The 17,601-nt window shown below is 61.3% G+C and carries 14 protein-coding genes; 1 reads left to right on the forward strand and 13 read right to left on the reverse strand.

The window, feature by feature from the left end; genetic code table 11:
- Positions 1-229 precede the first annotated feature (229 nt).
- The 11 genes from AC0IXS_RS24730 to AC0IXS_RS24780 form a co-directional block, all read right to left on the reverse strand.
- Entirely contained in the window at positions 230-1,651 is a 1,422-nt protein-coding gene (locus AC0IXS_RS24730; RefSeq protein WP_122667794.1) for a lipid II flippase MurJ, read from the reverse strand.
- Between the two features lie 15 nt (positions 1,652-1,666).
- Positions 1,667-2,488, reverse strand: coding sequence for an acyltransferase (locus tag AC0IXS_RS24735; protein WP_057409349.1), 822 nt, complete (start codon positions 2,486-2,488; stop codon positions 1,667-1,669).
- The gene (locus AC0IXS_RS24740) at positions 2,485-3,900 is read right to left on the reverse strand and encodes an O-antigen ligase family protein (protein WP_449125967.1); all 1,416 of its coding nucleotides are present in this window, start codon (positions 3,898-3,900) and stop codon (positions 2,485-2,487) included. The genes AC0IXS_RS24735 and AC0IXS_RS24740 overlap by 4 nt, the downstream gene beginning before the upstream one ends.
- Positions 3,900-5,000, reverse strand: coding sequence for a glycosyltransferase family 4 protein (locus tag AC0IXS_RS24745; RefSeq protein ID WP_471825941.1), 1,101 nt, complete (start codon positions 4,998-5,000; stop codon positions 3,900-3,902). The genes AC0IXS_RS24740 and AC0IXS_RS24745 overlap by 1 nt, the downstream gene beginning before the upstream one ends.
- Positions 4,984-6,207: a glycosyltransferase family 4 protein gene (locus AC0IXS_RS24750; protein WP_137203272.1), complete on the reverse strand. Its 1,224-nt coding sequence runs from the start codon at positions 6,205-6,207 to the stop codon at positions 4,984-4,986. Before AC0IXS_RS24750 ends, AC0IXS_RS24745 begins: the two co-directional genes overlap by 17 nt.
- Before the next feature lie 2 nt (positions 6,208-6,209).
- Positions 6,210-7,523 (reverse strand): cellulase family glycosylhydrolase, encoded by a 1,314-nt coding sequence (locus AC0IXS_RS24755; RefSeq protein WP_057411158.1) that lies wholly within the window; start codon positions 7,521-7,523, stop codon positions 6,210-6,212.
- A 1-nt stretch (position 7,524) separates the two neighbouring features.
- The gene (locus tag AC0IXS_RS24760) at positions 7,525-8,703 is read right to left on the reverse strand and encodes a glycosyltransferase (protein ID WP_471825943.1); all 1,179 of its coding nucleotides are present in this window, start codon (positions 8,701-8,703) and stop codon (positions 7,525-7,527) included.
- Positions 8,703-10,694, reverse strand: coding sequence for a GumC family protein (locus tag AC0IXS_RS24765; RefSeq protein WP_191957779.1), 1,992 nt, complete (start codon positions 10,692-10,694; stop codon positions 8,703-8,705). Before AC0IXS_RS24765 ends, AC0IXS_RS24760 begins: the two co-directional genes overlap by 1 nt.
- Positions 10,695-10,711: 17 nt before the next feature.
- Positions 10,712-11,488: a polysaccharide biosynthesis/export family protein gene (locus tag AC0IXS_RS24770; protein WP_057411155.1), complete on the reverse strand. Its 777-nt coding sequence runs from the start codon at positions 11,486-11,488 to the stop codon at positions 10,712-10,714.
- A 153-nt stretch (positions 11,489-11,641) separates the two neighbouring features.
- A complete protein-coding gene (locus AC0IXS_RS24775; RefSeq protein WP_057411154.1) occupies positions 11,642-13,099 on the reverse strand; it encodes a mannose-1-phosphate guanylyltransferase/mannose-6-phosphate isomerase in 1,458 nt (485 codons plus the stop codon).
- Positions 13,099-14,535, reverse strand: a complete 1,437-nt coding sequence (locus AC0IXS_RS24780; protein ID WP_004882624.1) for an undecaprenyl-phosphate glucose phosphotransferase — start codon at positions 14,533-14,535, stop codon at positions 13,099-13,101. The genes AC0IXS_RS24775 and AC0IXS_RS24780 overlap by 1 nt, the downstream gene beginning before the upstream one ends.
- A 519-nt stretch (positions 14,536-15,054) precedes the next feature.
- Here AC0IXS_RS24780 and yegS point away from each other — a divergent pair.
- Positions 15,055-15,987: a lipid kinase YegS gene (gene yegS / locus AC0IXS_RS24785; RefSeq protein ID WP_057411151.1), complete on the forward strand. Its 933-nt coding sequence runs from the start codon at positions 15,055-15,057 to the stop codon at positions 15,985-15,987.
- Here yegS and AC0IXS_RS24790 read toward each other — a convergent pair.
- Entirely contained in the window at positions 15,971-16,633 is a 663-nt protein-coding gene (locus tag AC0IXS_RS24790; RefSeq protein WP_057411150.1) for a response regulator, read from the reverse strand. The two genes, yegS and AC0IXS_RS24790, sit on opposite strands and share 17 nt — an antisense overlap.
- On the reverse strand, positions 16,630-17,520 hold the full coding sequence (locus tag AC0IXS_RS24795) for a sensor histidine kinase (RefSeq protein ID WP_057411149.1): 891 nt from the start codon (positions 17,518-17,520) through the stop codon (positions 16,630-16,632). Before AC0IXS_RS24795 ends, AC0IXS_RS24790 begins: the two co-directional genes overlap by 4 nt.
- Positions 17,521-17,601: the final 81 nt, after the last annotated feature.

The raw sequence follows: 17,601 nt of genomic DNA on the forward strand, positions 1-17,601 counted from the left end.
CGGGGAAACCCGCCTCTTGTCAAACGCTGTAATTTACTGAAATGCACGCACACCTGCTTCTGCCCGAAGGGCGTGGGAGCTCTCGGAGGTTACGACGGCAGCGATGGGCTGCGCAGCGGCCCCAGGGTGCATCCGGCACACCGCGTGTGCAGGTTTTGCTGCCGGTTCCCGGCAGATCGCCGGCAAGCCGCCTCCCACAGTTAGGTGTTTACCCAGTGAAAGCGCTGTTTCAGGCCTGATCAGTCACGACCCGCCACGGCTTCAGCCACAGCGCCAGACCTATCAGCAAAAGCATGCCATACGCAGCGCTGAGCCCCAGTTGCAGCCAGGTGTTCTGCAACGGATGCAGCACCAGCGCAGCTACGACCATCAGTCCCGTAGCCAGCAGCCAGTGGCTGCGCCACGGAAGAGCGCTCAGTAGCGACTGGCGGCGCATCAGCAGCACGCCGGTCACCAGCGCGCCGCCCAGCGCGGCGATGGCGATGCCGGTCAGGCCGAATATCAAGGGCAGCACGCCCAGCAGCACGGCGTTGGACAGGCTGCCGATGAGTTCACAGTTGAGCGGCAGGCGCGTGTCACCGGCGGCGTAGGCGTAACGCGCCAACAGCGCATTCCAGGCCCCGAACATCAGCGGCACGGCGAACCATGCGAGCAACCCTGGCAGCGGACCGTCATGGGTCTGGTTGGGCAACAGCAGCACGACCAGAGCGCCCGCTGCGCCGATCAGACCGGCGACAGCAGGCAGGGTCAGCAGGGTGGCGCTGCCCAGTCCACGTTTCAGCAGGCAGAGGCGTTGATCGCCCGCGCTGCCACTCATCAATCCCAGCAACACCTGATTCAGACTCATCAAGGCGATCAGGGGCAGGTTGATCAGTTTGCGCGCCAGATTGACCCAGGTGACGGCGCCTTCACCCAGCAGCGATGCGACCATCCTTTCCAGCAGCGCCAGGCCCTGACTCGCGAGGTTACTGCTCAACAGCGGCCCGATGCGTTGCAACAGTTCACGTACCACGCCCGCTTCGGCCTGCCACTGCCAGGGCCGCCAGCCGGAGCGATACAGGCTCGGCAACAGCACGCCCGGCATCAGCAGACTGCCCAGCACACAGGCGCTCGCCAATCCTGTGGGCGTGGCAGCGTGGCTCAATGTGGCGAGATAGATGACCGGCGGCAGGTTGAACAGCAATGAACCCAGCCCGGCCAGCACAAAGCGCGAGCGCGCCTGCAGCGGTACACAGAGCAGGCCGTGCAGCATAAAACCAGGCGCGCACCAGGCCAGCCAGCGCAGTCCGCTGCTCGCCTGGGCGTATCCGTCTGCATCGAGCCCCGGCCCGATCAGGCGCACCAGCAGACCGGCACCCAGCGCCAGCAGAGCGCTGAGCAGGACGCCCGCCAGCGTCAGGCGCGGCACCATTGCGCCCAGCCAGCGTTGTTGCCCGTCCGCCGAGCGTTGCTGATACAGCGGCAGCGCAGCGGCGCTGAACAATCCGGCGGCCAGTGACATGCGTAAGGCTTCGGGCAGAAACATCGACACCAGAAAAGCATCGCTCTGACCGCCAGCACCCCAGGCGGCAACCAGCAGCCACTCGCGGGCGAAGCCTGCGGCCAGCCCGGTGAGGGTGGCCAGCGTCAGCCACAGTGTCGAACCCAGCATCGTCGTGGGTGCCTGTCAGTGAAACAGGGTGAACAGGCCTTTGCCGCCCACCTTGTAGTTGAGGTTGCGTGCGCGCTCGCCTTTGATTTCAGCATTCGGCCCGCTGACAATGGCATAGGGCGGTACTGGCTTGGAGACCACGCTATTGCCGCCGACCACAGCCCCTTCGCCAATGTTGGCACCGAACGACAGCAGCGCGCGGCTGCAGATCCACGCGTAGTCACCGATCCACACCGGGCCGCCGACGGCCCAGAATTCGGGCTCGTTGAGGTCGTGCCCGCCAGCGATGATCAGGACATGGGACGCGATGGTGACGTGATCACCGATCACCAGGCCACCGCGTGCATCCAGCTGGCAATGCCAGCCCACCGTGGTGTCGTTGCCGATACGCAGGCTGTCCACGCCCAGCACTTCGGTGTTGCGCCATACCGTCGAACCCTTGCCGATCTTCGCCCCGCCCATGCGCAGCCAGAACAGGCGCAGGGTGTGGCTGGGGATCTTGCAGATCAGGATGTTGTACACCTGCTCCCAGGTGCGCAGCATCCGGTCGCGCAGGGTCGGCCAGTTGATGCCGTACAACGGGATCAGCGCACCGAGGGTTTCGCTGGCCAGCAGGCGATAAAAACGCCGGGCCAGCGGCGGCTCGATCCGCGGTTCGATGTTCAGGTAGCAGATGAACGACAGGGTGGTGTCCTTGATGCGTGTCTCGAAACACACTTCGTTGTCCAGCATCCATTGGTAGGTGGTCTGCAACTCTTCAAGCGGCACACCCATCTTGCGGGCGTAATCAGGCAATGCGTCGCGCAGATTGTGCGAGTGCATCATGCGATGTTTCATGTGGCGGCTCCCTGCTCGGGTAAGGCGACGGGGGATGGCTGCGGTCTGGCGGCTGTGGCACGCAGGCGCCTGCTTTCGTGCAGGCTGATGCCGATGAACAGCCAGAACAGCGCGACCAGTACGCTGGTAAAACTGAAGTAGTGGTCAAACAGGCCGCTGCACAGGGCAGCCAGCACGCCGGTCATGCAGCCAAGGTTGATCGCGTTTTCCGGGGTCAGCACGATCCGGCCGGCTGGCGGACGCACTTCCTTCCACCAGCTGACCGTTATGGCGATGAACAGCAGCATGCCCGGCAGGCCCATCTTGTAGATGAAATTCAGCCACAGGTTGGAGATCCCGAAGTCGGTGTAACCGAGGACCGGCGGGTCGGTCTTGAAGCCGATCCCGAACGGGAAGGTGGCCATCGCATCCGGGAAATGGCTGTATTCCAGGAAGCGGATCGCGGTGCTGGTGTCGTCGTCGGAAAACAGGCTCATCAGCCGGTCCTGAAGCGGCGGATAGAACATCATCAGGACCACGCCTGCCGCCGCACCGCCCATCAGTATCCTCCCCAGATGGGGAATGCGCCGACGGGTCATCCACAGCATGACGATGATCAGACTCACCAGCGCGCCGCGTGATCCGGTCAGCAACAGCCCGAGGGCACCCAGCGCTGCAACCGAAAGGCCCAGCATGCGGACAGAGCCGGTGCGGGTCATGCCGAAACAGAACGCCAGCGGCAACAGCATCGCCAGTGCGCCGCCAGCCACGTTTGGGTGCATCCATGGCGAGCCCATTCGGCTGGAGAGCGACAGCAAGGCCTCGCCCAGCACATCGGCACCGCTGTAGCCCATGACCCTGAGGACGGGCGTGATGCTCAGCGCCGAACCGCTCAAGACGTAGATCGGAATCGAAAGCAGCAACAGCATCAGGGTGCCGCCGAGCAGGGCGATGACGAGTTTTTCCAGTGTCTGCAGGTCCACCAGCAGGCGCGGCACCAGAAACAGGACCGACAGGTTGAACAGCCAGCGCACCCAATTGATCGGTCCGTTACCTTCAGCCACCACGGTCAGTTCACCGATCAGAAACGGGAACGCGCTGAACATCATCAGCGCCACCAGCAGCCGCTCGGTGCGCAGCATCTTCGGGATCCGGGCCTGGTGCTGGATCACGGCCTGCAGCAGATAGCTGCCCCAGGTCAGCATGATCAAGGCCTCGGACACCGTGGTGCGGATGCCGATCTGTACCGTGGAGTAGGGAATGAACGTCGCGATCACACCAAACAGCAGCAGCCCGCGCACCGGGCGTCTGATGATGGTGATGACCGAGGCGGCGCCGACGGCTGCCAACAACACGAACGGTACCGGCAGCATCCAGATCATCACGCCGAACAGCAGACTGAAGAACAGTCCTATGGGCATGGCCATCGGCATCAGCGAAGCTCCTCCAGCGTTGCATGCACCTGCTTGCAGAAGGCATCAAGGTTGTAGCGGGCTGCCCAGGCTTTCGAGACCTCGGGATCTTCTGCGGGGGCGTTGGACAACGTGCCCATCAGGTGAATCAGGCTGGCGCTGTCGGAGGGCGAGAAGTGCGGGCTGTCGGGCGGCGAGATTTCATCCAGCGACGAGCCGGTCGCGACGGCCACGCGGGTGCCAACACTCAACGCTTCAATGACCGGCAGGCCGAAGCCTTCGCACAGCGACGGTTGCCACAGACGATCCGCGTCACGGTAAACGGCGTGCAGTTCGGCGTCGCTCAAGCCGGTCAGTACGTGCAGACCCTGAAGCTGACGCTGGGCCTCGGTCAAGGGTTCGTCACCACCGACCAGCACCAGATCCGGGGTGTCGACGAACTGCATGCGCGCCGTCTGCCAGGCATCGACGAACCATTTGATGTTCTTGCGCGGCTCACGAGTGCCCACGCACAGCCAGTAGCGCTGCGGCAGTCTCAGTGAACCGATATCGGCTGCCTCGCCCTTGAAGCCCTCGACCAGCAGCGGCACGATGCGAATCTTGTCGCGTGCCTTGGGAAACAGGCGCAGGACTTCGCTCGCCGTGTAGCTCGACGGCAGCCAGACCTGATCGGCGACCCGGATCGAATGGGCAATCGAGAGGTAATCGGTCAGGCGGTAAATGCGCGCCTTGAGCCGCGATCCATGGTTGTTCTGCTGGGTGATCTGAAACACATCGTGCAACTGCAGCACGTAACGCAGGCCCTCCGGTTTGCGGCCCAGTGGCAGTCCCATATTGATGTTGGCGAAGTAGATCTGGATCTCTGCATCGCGCAGGGCACGCGGCAGGAACACGCCCTCGAAACGCAGCCGGTCCGGGATCCGGTGCACCGAATTCAGCGCAGCGGCCCACCGTGGCGCATGGATCAGGCGCCGGATCGGGTGGTCGTAAGGTGCCACGCCGAACAGTTGCAGTTGAACATCGGGATGGGCGCGAAAGGCTTCTTCGAGCGCGAAGTTCTGGCGGCCGATGCCGCTGACGGGGTAACCGGCTGCTGCGCGGTAATCAAGTCCTATACGCATGAGCGCGATCCTTGCCTGTGTGCGTGAGTCGGGTGTAGATGACTTCCAGCTGTGACGCCGAGACCGACCAGTCGTGGCGGGAGCGCACGTAGACGCGTGCGGCTTCGCCGATCCTGTCCAGGTGCACGGGCTTTTCGATGTTGTCGATGATCAGGGCTGCCAGCCCTGCGGCTTCTTCGCTGCCCAGATAGTGCTCACCATTGGTGACAGCCAGACCGGAAACGCCCTGGCTGGTGGTGATGATGGGCAGTCCGGCCGCCATCGATTCCAGCGTCTTGAGTTTCGAACCGCCACCCTGACGCAGGGGTGCGAAGAAGATGGCCGTGGTGGTCTGCAACGCGCGCAGGTCCGGCACGAATCCGAGCCATTCGATGCGTGGGTCCGGCCAGCGCTCGCGCCACGACTCAGGCATCGCGAAACCGCCGATGGCAAAGCGCACGTCGGGCGATCTGACCCAGACCTGCGGCATGATCTCGTCCAGCGCCCATTCGATGGCGTCGATATTAGGGCCGTATTCGTAATTGCCGATGTACAGCAGGCGACGGCTCGTGCGGTCGGCATGCACGCTGGCGTAGTAACCGCAATCCACACTATTGACCACGAAGGAAGTCGCCTTGCCGCTCAGGCGTGAGAGGGCCTTGGCATCGTCTTCGGTCACGGCTACCAGTTCGCCTGCCTGACGGAACACGCGGGTTTCCCAGCGGCGGTAACGCCAGCGGTCATACACCGCGAATGCATTGGCCCAGCGCGGTATGCGCTCGTAACTGGCGGCACCGAGGTCTGATTCGACGTTGTGCTCGGTGAGCACGAACGGTTTGCCTGAACGCTTGAGCGCCTGCTCGAACGGCTGAAAGGCATAGGTGTGCTGAAGCTGGATCACGTCCCAGTCTTCGAGCAGCAGTTCTTCGAATACTTTTTCCAGTTTTGGCGCATAGCCATTGACGCTGGCGAGCATCGGCGGCTTGGCCAGTGCGACGGCCATCAGGGTCTTGAGGCTGTGCAAAGGGCGCCGTTCAATGACAATCAAACGCTCCAGCCAGGGCTCGAGTGCCGAGCGGCAGGCGTCATCCAGCGCCGTCTTGGACTGCACCAGCAACGTGATGCGATGACCGCGTGCGGCCAGATTGCGCAACAGGTGATATTCCCGGGTCTTGCCGCCACTGGTGGTGGGCCAGGGCAGGTACGGGAGCGTCCAGAGTATCCGCATGGTCAAGGCTTCCATTCCAGGATTTGCAGGGTCGGCTTGAGCGCCAGGGTGATGCCCTTTGTGGCGGACAAGGGAATCCGGCTGCCGGTCAGCGGGTCATGCACGATGGCGTCGTTGATGGCGGGAAAGGTCAGGCTGACGCCTGAGGCGCTCCAGACCATCAGCAGATGTTTGCCGTCTTCACGACTCCAGGCCACGGCGTACAGGTCATCGGGCACCTGGCTGACGGCGGGCGGATCAGTCGGTGTAAGGCGCGGCCCGGTAATGGTCAGAAAGTTCTTCAGTGCGGTGTAAACAGGTTTGGGGCTGGCCTGCAGATCCAGCAGGCCATAGCCCTGATCGCGGGCCGAGGCGCGCTCGTCCAGGTCGCTGAGGTTGAACAGGAAGATGCGCTGGAAATCCAGAGCGCTCATCAGGGCCAGACGACGCAGGGTGTAGTCGGCCTGACCGGACGTGCCGATCAGTCGTTGCATTTCCACCGGGCCGTCATAGCTCGACCAGCCCCACTCGGTGGCCCACACCTGGCTGACGCCGTTGCTGTGCAGCAGGTTGTTCATGGCATTGGCACGCACCAGAAAATCCCGGTCCGGGACCGAATCGCCTTCGGGGTATTCGGAATACGGATGGTAGGCCGCCACGATGTTCTGGGTGCCCAGCCCTCCATCGAGCAGGCTTTGCAGCATGTAGCCCGGCGTGCTGTGCATCTGGCTGTAGTACGCCATGCCCGCGGTCACGATGGTTTTTTCCGGCAGCGCGGCCCTCAGCGCCTGGGCCGTGGTGGTCAGCAACCGGCCATAGGCTGCCGGGTCTTCCTTGGGCAGCCAGACGATATTCGGCTCGTTCCACACCTGCCAGTTGTTCACCTGCGGGTAACGCTGGGCAAGGCTTACCATGCGCGCGGCGAAGGTGGAAAAATCCTTGGGTGGATACTGGTCACGACCCGTCGCGCCGGGCGGTGCGCTGCTGGCGAAAGGCGCAGAGCCCACCAGATAGGCCAGCGTGTTGTAGTGATGCGCCTTGATTGCCTCCATCGCCGCGTCCAGCTCCGACAGCGCGAACTTGTCCTTCTGCGGTTCGATGACGGGCCAGTGAATGGTCAGGCGTACCCAGTTCAGTCCCAGTTCGTCGAGGCGCGCCATCTGTTGCTGATAGATGTCCGGCGCAAAGTACTGGAACTGCACGTTGACGCCGAGAAAGTCCTGCCAGACCACAGGTCTCGGTGCTTTCAGGACGGTCGCGGCCTGACTGGCGGTCGCCAGCGTGGCACTGATCAGGGCCGCGGCCACGGACCGCAGGATGGTTGAACGATGCGCCATCTCAATGCACCTCGCAGGCTTGCCGAAATACGCTCTGGAATCGCTCGGCGGTGTGGCTCCAGACTCTAGCCCTACCCATCAGTGATGCCTTTTCGGCCCATTGGGCGATCAGCTCCGGGTTGGTGCAGGCTTTCACCAGGGCGTCGGCAAGCCCCTGAACATCGCCTTGCGGATAGATCATGCCGTTACCGTGCGACACCTCTTCGGCGAACGAGCGCGCGTTGGAGGTGATCACGCCGCGACCGCAGGCCACGGCCCACGACAGGGCGCCGCTGGTCCCGCGCAATTTGCCCAGCACCTTGAGTTTGCTCGATTCGCGGTACGGCAGGACCATCACATGATGAGCCTGGATGACCTGTGGAATCTCTTCGGCAGGCAGGTCCAATTGCCAGTCGATCAGGTCCACCAGACCCAGTTGGCGGATGCGCAGCCGCAACTGCTCCAGATAGCTGCCGGACGGACCGAACGCCATCTCCGGCTCGCTGCCGCCCGCGAGGGTCAGGCGTACGGTCGAGCGCAAGGCCGGTTTCTCGGTAAAAACACCGGCCAGTGCATCGAGCAGGTCTTCGATGCCCTTGCCGCGATAGATGAAGCCGAAGTACAGCAGGCGCAGCGGTTTCATCGGCGGTAACGGCGCCGGAGCGATGTCCATGTTGCCGTGGCTGATGACTTCCATCTGCGCGGGCTTGAGGCCCATGCGCTGGCGCAGGCTCTGGCTGCCTGCCTGGGTCAGTGTCACCAGGCGGGTCATGTGCCGGGCCAGTTGGCGTTCTTCATGCAGGCACAACGGATCGGCCAGCACGGTGGCCATTTCCGGCAGTGGAGAGCGCATCCCACTGGCAATCGACAATGGCCAGGGCAGCTTTTCCCGACGCCAGACCAAACGCTCCGGGTCATGCACGGTGGCAGTCAGCGGCAGTTTTGGAAAGCGCCGTTGCAAGGCGCGCAACGCCTGGAACTCGGCCAGCCGACCGCCACCCAGTTCGGCGTGCACCACGTCGATGGCGCTCCAGTCGACCTCGGCCACGCGTTGTGTGGCGGCGCGCGGATCGTTGCCGACGCCCTGCAACGGTGTCACCACCTGCAGGCCCAGTGCTTCGAGGGCCTGCCTGAGATGGCCCGCATAGTCGGCGATGCCGTTCTGCTCGGGCGGCAGCGGGGCGAGCAAGGCAATACGCATCAGCCACGACTCCCCATACGCTTGAGAAATTTCAACACGTTCTCGGGTACTTCAAAGCGCCGACGGTTGATGATGACACCGTCGACTTTCTTGAACGCGGTATTGAGGTTGTGCAAGGTGTCTTCGAGCATCGGCACCGTGGTGTCCTTGGCCCGAACCACCAGCAGAATCAGATCGGCATTGCGCAACAGCACGAACGCTTCCTGGTTGGTCGATACCCCGGAGGCGTTGATCAGCACGATCTCGCCCGGCCGTGCAGGCGCACGATTTTCGGTACGCACTTGATGCCCTTGCTCGATCAGCAGCGCAGCCAGGCGCTCGATCACGAACGATACCCCGGCGCCCGCTTTCACAGAGGTGAATCCCAGCGTCAGGCCTTTTTCATCCACCTGATCCAGCGGCAGGATGCCGTATATCCGGTGCAGGTTGGAGATAAACGCAGCGCTGCGTTCCTGAGCGTGTTCCAGATCGGGGAGGGTGGTCCACACCGGCACTTTGAAGGTGCTCTCGATCTTGTCGCCGTCATGGATGCGTTGATCAAGCAGGTAGAAGAAGTACAGGGCCAGCGCGCCGACCACCAGACTGAGCGGGAAGGCGAGCAGCACCATCAGCAGGCTTTTCGGGAAAACACGGCTGGGGTTGTAGGTCGCTTCTTCGATGGTCGCGATGTTGCTGATCTGGCTGTTGTCCAGCTCACGGTCGATGCGCGCCTTTTCCAGGCTGTCGGTGTACAGCGCGTAGCTTTTCTCGGCGGCATCCAGCTCGTTCTGCAGGCGCGAAAGCTCCGGCTCCAGATTCAGGGCCTGTTGACGGTCGGCCTCCAGTTGGGCGATCTGGGTATTCTGCTGCGTCAGTTGGGTCTGCAGACGGGCGAAGCTGGTCTGCTGGTCGGCATACACGTTCTGCATGCGGTTGTAGATCGGGTTGGGCGTGATGCTTTCCGAACGCTGGACCGTGGCGTCCTGTTCGTTGAGCAATTTCTTGAGGTTGTTGATTTCCTCGTTCACTGCGCGGATCGGCGGCGCCTGTTCCTTGAACGAACGCAACAGTTCCTGACGCTCGACTTCCTTGCCGTTGATGCGGTTCTGCAGGTCCTGGCGGTTGGGGTTGAGGGTCAGTTCGCGTCCGGCGGACACCGTCTTGGGTTGTGCGGCCAGCTGTTTCTTCAGCAGGTCCAGCCCGGCCTTGGTGGAAGCAATGGCTCGGGTCGTGTTGTTGCGCTCGGTGCGCAGATCATTCAAACCTTGCGAGGTGTCGGCCAGACGCTGGGAAATGCTCACGGCACTCAGCTGGTTCAGGTAGTTCTGAATCTGCTTCTTGTACGAAATGATGTTGTCACCGGTGTTCTTCACTTCCGATTCGTAGAACGTATACAGGCTGACGCGTCCCAGGGTCTTGGTGCGCTGCAATTGATACTCTTCGATCCAGGTCTTGAGCACGGTCTGCGCGGTGGTCGGGTCGTTCCAGGTAAACGTCAGCTCCATGACCGACGAGCCAGGCTCGTGACGGACCTTGAAGTTCTTTTCCAGGTCTTCGGCCATGCGTTCGGCCTGGGTGCGTTTTTCGACCAGCCCGATGAATTGCAGCACGCTGCGACCGGCGCCCACGACCGCGCCGACGACGCTTTTCAGACCGTTCTTGATCGACGCCAGAACACCGGTTTCGGGTTCGGCACGAGACAGTTCAGCCAGGTATTTTTCCGATACTTTGCGCATGATCGGGCGTCCCGTCAGCATGCGCTCCTCGTCCAGCAAAGGGTCGCGCAGTGCGCTGGGCACCACGATGGCCTGGCGGTTGGACAGCTCGATGGGCACCGTGCTGCTGTCCCGGCCGGGCTTGACCAGCAGCAATGCGGTGGATTCGTAACGGTTGGGCAGCAGCAAGGCACCCAGCAGCACGACGACGAAGGTCGCCACTACGGTCATCTTGACCTCACGCCTGAAAATGAACAGCAGGCGCAGCAGGTCGCGAAATGAGCGGATATTGATCATGTCTGTTTCCCTGACAATTAATTGTTGTTGCGCAGCTCGTAGTTCAGACCCAGCCCGATCGACTTCGCGAAAGGAATCAACTGGTTGAAGTACAGGGTTACGCCGTCAACCTTGTTGCCGACTGTGGATTTGGGAACGAACACGATGTCGCCGCGCTTGAGCAGAACCGGCGCCGTGGGGCCGCCTGCGCTTGCCCAGAGAAACTTGCTGTAGTCAAAGAAATAGGTCTTGTAGAGGCCGTCGTCTTCCTGGCGCAGCAGGGCTACCTGAGACGCATCGGCATCGAGTGCGACCCCGCCTGCACCGACAATCGCCTGGGCCAGACTGGTGGCCACGTTGACCGGCAGGGTCACCGAGTTGCGCACCGCGCCGCCCACGAACACCGTATTGCCCGGTGACTGGGCAATATTGATGGTCAGGGCCGTTTCGCGATAGACGTTCTGCAGCTTGCTTTCCAGCAGGTCGTTGAGTTGCTGGAGCGTCAGACCGGCTGCCTTGACGGTGCCGATATACGGATAGGAAAACGTCCCGTCGTTGAGCACTTGAAACAGCGTCAGCTCATAGATCGAGTTGGCGGTGAACGCCGAGATGGACGGCGACTCTCCGGTATTACGCACGATGCGCAAGGTGTCACCGGGGCGGATGCGCTCCGGTGGCAACGGCTTGCCCGCCAGTGCCCTGCCGGCTGCCTGGCCTGCTTCGATCTGCGCCGGATCGTCGGGCAGACCGACCCTTGAGGGGGTGTTACAAGCGCCAAGCAGCAATAGGCTGACGATCAGCATCATGCGTTTCATTTATCCTGAACTCCTGTCATGCACGAATACGGCTCCCTTTCGGGTAATAAAATCATGTGTAGGGTTACAGCCAGGTTCGTTTCGGGTGGGTCCAGTCCTCAATGTCGAGTAAAGCGGGGCCGCCATCAGCGGCCTTGCCCGTGTGAAGCGTGATCAGATTTTCACCGCCTGTTCGGGCACGCGCCCATAGACGTCGGTAAAGCGCACAATGTCGTCTTCGCCCAGGTACTCGCCGCTCTGCACCTCGATCATCACCAGATCAATGACGCCGGGGTTGACCAGTCGATGGGTGAAACCGGGCTTGATGAAGGTCGACTCGTTGGTGTCGAGCATGAACTCGCGTTCGCCATTGGTGACCCTCGCCATGCCGCTCACCACGATCCAGTGCTCGCTGCGATGGTGGTGCATCTGCAGCGAAAGCGACGCCTGCGGACGGACCACGATGCGCTTGATCTTGAAACGTTTGCCTTCTTCCAGGACGGTGTAGGTGCCCCAGGGGCGAGTGACCGTGCGGTGCAGGCGATAGGCATCATGGCCCTGACGTTTGAGCTCCTGAGCGATGACCTTCACGTCCTGAGTGCGTGTGCCATCGGCAATCAGCAGCGCGTCCGGGGTGTCGATGATGATCAGGTTGTCCAGACCGATACCGCCGACCAGCCGCTTGGGCGAATCGATGTAGCAATTGGTCACGTCGTGCAGCACGGTCTGGCCGTTGCACTGGTTGCCGTGGGCGTCGGCACCGCTCAGTTCGCGCACGGCTTCCCATGAGCCAATGTCGCTCCAGCCAAGTTCACAGGGCACGACCGCCACCTTGTCGGAGCGCTCCATCAGCGCGTAATCGATGGAAATATCCGGCACCAGGCCGAACGATTCGCTGTCGAGTTCGACCTGCAATTCCCGGTTTCCTTCCTTGCTTACGCTTAGCTCCAGGCAGGCCCTGACGGCGCTCAGCACATCCGGCGCGTGGGTTTCCAGCTCGCGCAAAACCGCATCGGCGCGCAGGCAGAACATTCCCGCGTTCCACAGGTGCAGGCCGCCGTCCAGATAACCCTGGGCGCTCGCCGCATCGGGTTTTTCGACGAAACGTGCAACCTGGTACGCGTCGGCATTGAGCGACTGACCTTTCTCGATATAACCAAAACCGGTTTCCGGCTTGGTCGGCAGAATGCCGAACGTCACCAGCCAGCCTTGCGAGGCAAGCTCTTGCGCAGCCGATACGGCGCGGGAAAAGGCTTCGATATCGGTGATCAGATGGTCGGCAGGCAGCACCAGCAACTGTGCGTCGCCTCCGTACAAGCGGGTGACGTGCACGGCGGCCGCAGCAATGGCAGCGGCAGTGTTGCGCCCGAAAGGCTCGAGGATGAAGTCCAGCCGGACCTTGCTTTTGTTCAACTGTCGGTAGTCATCGACCGTACGGAAATACACTTCCCGGTTGGTCACTGTCAGCAGGCGCTCGACATGGGGCAGGGCGGCCGCGCGCTTGAAGGTTTTCTGCAGCAGGCTTTCGCCGTCGGGAAGGCGCATGAACGGCTTGGGCATGGCTTCACGGGAGACAGGCCACAAACGGGTGCCGGAGCCGCCGGCGATGATGCAGGGAATGAGGGTGCTCATCAATAAGCCTCACGAGTGAAGAGCACTGCCGGAACAGTGCGCATAAGGATGTAGAGGTCGAACCAGACGGACCAGTTTTCTATGTACTCAAGATCGAACTCGACGCGTTTTTCGATTTTTTCCACGGTGTCTGTTTCCCCACGATAGCCGTTGATCTGAGCCAGTCCGGTGATGCCGGGTTTGACTCGATGTCGCGACGTGTACTCCTTCACCGCTTGCTCGAAAAGAATGCCTGCCGCTTTCGTTGCCGTCGCATGGGGGCGCGGGCCCACCATCGACATGCTGCCTGCCACCACATTGAACAGCTGTGGCAGCTCATCCAGGCTGGTCTTGCGGATGAAACGCCCGACCCGGGTGATCCTGGCATCGCCCCGGGTGGTCTGTTGTTCCGCCGTTGCATCGGCCTGGTGCTGATGCATCGAGCGAAATTTGAATACCTCGATGAGGCGGTTGTTGTAGCCGTAGCGCTTTTGCCTGAAGAACACCGGACCCGGTGAGTCGAGCTTGATCGCCAGTGCGACCAGCAGCATGAACGGTGACAGCGCGAGCAGCGCCAGTGAGGACAGCACAATGTCCTCGGCGCGCTTGATGAAGGGAGACCAGCCGTTGAGCGGTACGTCCGAGGCATTGAACATCGGCAGTTTGGCCACTTCCGTGATGCGGTTGTGGCTGTGACGAAACGCGACCATGTCCGGTACCAGCAGCACGTTGACCGGAAACCGGCGCAGCTCGTGAATGATGTGGTCCATGCGGTTTTCGGCGGTCCAGGGCAGGGCTACCAGGACCTGAGTGACTTTCTCTTCGCGGATCAAGCGTTCCAGATCACTGGTGTTGCCCAGAAGCGGCAGGTTGGCGACGGTCTTGGGCATGCGGCCGATTCGGTCATCGATGAAGCCCATCACGCCCGAGCGGATGTCCTGATGCTGGAGCAGGTACTCGGCCAGACGCATACCGTTTTCGGTGGCTCCCAGAATCACGGCGTTCTGCAGGAACACGCCTTTGCGCATCTGGTGTTTGAACAGTGCCAGCATCAGCAGACGGATGACGCAATACAGGAAGAGGCTGGCCACATACCAGAAAACCAGATGTTCGTTGGAGAGGTTGCCGAACAGACCGAGGGTGCGTTGCATGAACAGCAGCAGGCCGAACGACGCCGACCAGGCGATCACGATCGAGCGAAGGCGCAGGGCGTTGCTGAACAGCGCCTCCGAATACACGCCCATGGCCTGAAAGATCAGCACCACGACAATGCCGAAGAAGACCTGCATCGCCAGGTAGTTCTGAGGTTTTTCCATCACACCGTCCGGCATGAACGCACCCAGCAGCAGGCCGGGGAGCATGCAGGCGAGCGCATGCGCGATGCGGATACCGAATAGAAAATACTCCACCAGACTGGTGCGAGTGAGCGACAGGCTGTCTACCGGTTGCAACCTCATAAAGCTCCCCTACTTCCTGTAACCCCACGGCACCCGTGCCGAATCTTCGTATGAGCTGTGTCGTTCAAGCGCAGAGTCAAAAAAACACCTTCTTTACGGAGTTTGCTGAAGCGTAGCCAATAAGTTGTCGAACTGACGGTTTTTGAGCCTGCAATTTGTAGCTACCACTTTGTGTATATCGGCAGGTGCCCGTATTAACGTGAGAAATTTCAGCCGTTTGTGAGTGAAAACACTCAAGCGGAGGGTTTCGCTGTAGTAAAGCTCATGAAACTGAAAAGGGGGAGGACCAATGTTGTGATGAACGGTGCAGGCGAGTGGCTATTAGAAAGGCAAGCTGACTTACCTCCGGATCTACGGGCGTAAACCCTCTGTCAAGAGGATCAAAAAAATATTCATCTGGACGGGCTTTTTTCAATTCGGCGGGGTCACAACCCTGCGCTGTGCCAAATGCAGTCAGGCGCTGGCAAACAAAAGCGTCGCTCATACGTGGTACTCGTACCGTTCACCAGAGGGGGTTTCATGACACAACGCAGGGCTATGCTCATTCTTCACGGCAAGCAGTCGCTCAATGAAGAGGTAAGAAATGGCGTCGCCGAAAAGCGCAGGCAAGGCTGGGACCTTGATGTGCGTTTGACCTGGGAGGGAGGCGATGCCCAGCGTCTGGTCAGCGAAGCGCTGGCCGCCGGGCACCGCCATATCGTGGCAGGCGGCGGCGACGGCACATTGCGCGACATCGCCGAAGCCCTGGCGCAGGCACCGGAAACCGATACCAGCCTCACTATCCTGCCACTGGGTACCGCCAATGATTTCGCCCGGGCTGCCGGCGTGCCGCTTGAGGTAGACCGTGCGCTGGAGCTGATGGACGTCACGCCGCGCGCCGTCGATCTGGGCGAAGTGGGTGGCAAGCTGTTCCTGAACATGGCCACCGGAGGCTTCGGCAGCCAGGTGACCGCCAATACCTCGGAAGACCTAAAAAAGGTGCTGGGGGGCGCCGCTTACCTGTTTACCGGGCTTACCCGGTTCAGCGAGCTGCATGCCGCTCACGGCGAACTGATCGGGCCGGACTTTCACTGGCGTGGCGATCTTCTCGCGCTGGGCATCGGCAACGGTCGGCAGGCGGGCGGCGGGCATGTGCTGTGTCCAACGGCGATGGCCGATGATGGCCTGCTGGACATCAGCATTTTGCCTGCACCTCAGGAGGTGGTAGGCACGCTGAGGAGCCTGCTGGAAGGCGGACTTGGCTTCGACAACATGTTCGTTCGCGCGCGTCTGCCGTGGGTTGAACTCAGGTCTGCCCAGGGACTGGAAATCAATCTGGACGGCGAGCCGCTGTCTGGCGAAGATCTGCGGTTCGAGGCACGGCCTGCAGCGCTCAAGGTGCACCTTCCAGATGATTCGCCGGTGCTCTCGAAGGTATCGGACACTGCGCCGCAGCTCAATCGTCCAGACTGATGATTCGCTCCCGGACGCAGAACAGCACCAGTCCGGCCACATCGAATATCTGCAGCCGCTTCATGATCTGTGAGCGGTGAGTTTCCACGGTCTTGATGCTCAGATTCAGGCCGCTGGCGATCTCGCGAGTGGACTTGCCTCTCACGATCAGGCGCAGGATTTCCAGCTGACGAGCTGTGAGGTTGTACTTCTCCTGCGGCAACTCGGGCTTACCGGTGCGCTGACTCTGCAAGGCCCGGTTGATCACGGTATGGGCGATGGCCGGACTCAGGTAGCGCTCGCCGTTGCGCAAGGCTTTCAGCGCCTGCTCCAGCTCGGTCGCCGTGGCGTCCTTTAGCAGATAGCCATGAGCGCCGGCTTCCAGCGCGCGCATGATGATGTCCGGCTCGGTGTGCATCGACAGAATCAGAACCTTGCAGTCCGGCTGTACCTGGACCAGATGCTCCAGTGCGTCCAGCCCGTTCATGTCCTTCATGCCGATGTCCAGCAGGATGATATCCGGCTTGAGGCGCTGCGCGAGCCCCGACAACTGACTGCCGTCGCACGCTTCCCCGACGATGGCATAGCCGGGAATGTCCGAGACCAGAGCGCGTACACCCGCTCTGATCAGTGAGTGGTCGTCGACCAGTAACAGATTGCAGGTCATTGTGTTTTCTTGTGTAAACGGGCGCGCTCGTCCGAACGGGGCGCCCAGGGAAACATGACTTCTATTCGAGTACCCAGTCCCGGGCCGCTGTGCAGCGACCAGAACCCGTCCAGCAACATGACACGTTCACGCATACCGGCCAGGCCATTGCCTTCGGTCCGCGGTTGTGCGGCAGGCTCGAAGCCCGTCCCGTCGTCGGCGATCAGTAGCGAAAGCCCGGCAGGTTGACGTTCGAAACGTATCAACAGATTTTTCGCCTGCGCATGGCGCAACATGTTGGTCACCGCTTCCTGACAGATGCGGTAGGCCGCGACGGCCATCTCTTCGGGTATTCCGTTCAGACGCTGTTTGCACACCAGGCTCCAGTGGGTCTGGCTGTTGGCAAGAGCGCTTACCAGATGGGCGCGCAATCCGCCTTCAAGCCCAAGGCTCGATAACTGGCGAGGATTGAGAATGGCGGAAAGGTCGCGAACTTTGCCCAGCGTTTCTGCAAGGGTTGCCTCAAGCTGCCCGGCATGAGTATTCAATTCGGCAGGCAGTCGACGTTGCAACCAGGCCAGTTGCAACTGAGCGCCGGTCAGCATCTGGCCGATGTCATCATGAAGTTCACGACTCAGGCGTTGCCGCTCGGTTTCCTGAACATGCAGCATTCGCTGCGCCAGTTCCTGCGGTTGCAGCTGTATCAAACGGCTGGTGCGCCAAAGATAGACACAGGTACTGGCAAAGGTGATCAGGTTGAGCGCCAGCAGGCTTGCCGGAAAATCCGAAGAGCGGATAAACAGCACCGTATTACCCAGCGCTGCGCTGGCACAGAGCGCGACTATGACCCACTTGACCCGGTTGGTCGTATCAAAAACCGACCTGAAAGACTGGACGACGGCATCCATATCGATTCGCGCCATTAATAGACATAGCCAATTATCAGATAGCGTGATGTCAAAGTAGTATTGTTCGCAGGATCAGCTGAC

The organism is Pseudomonas sp. AC016, assembly GCF_979253365.1.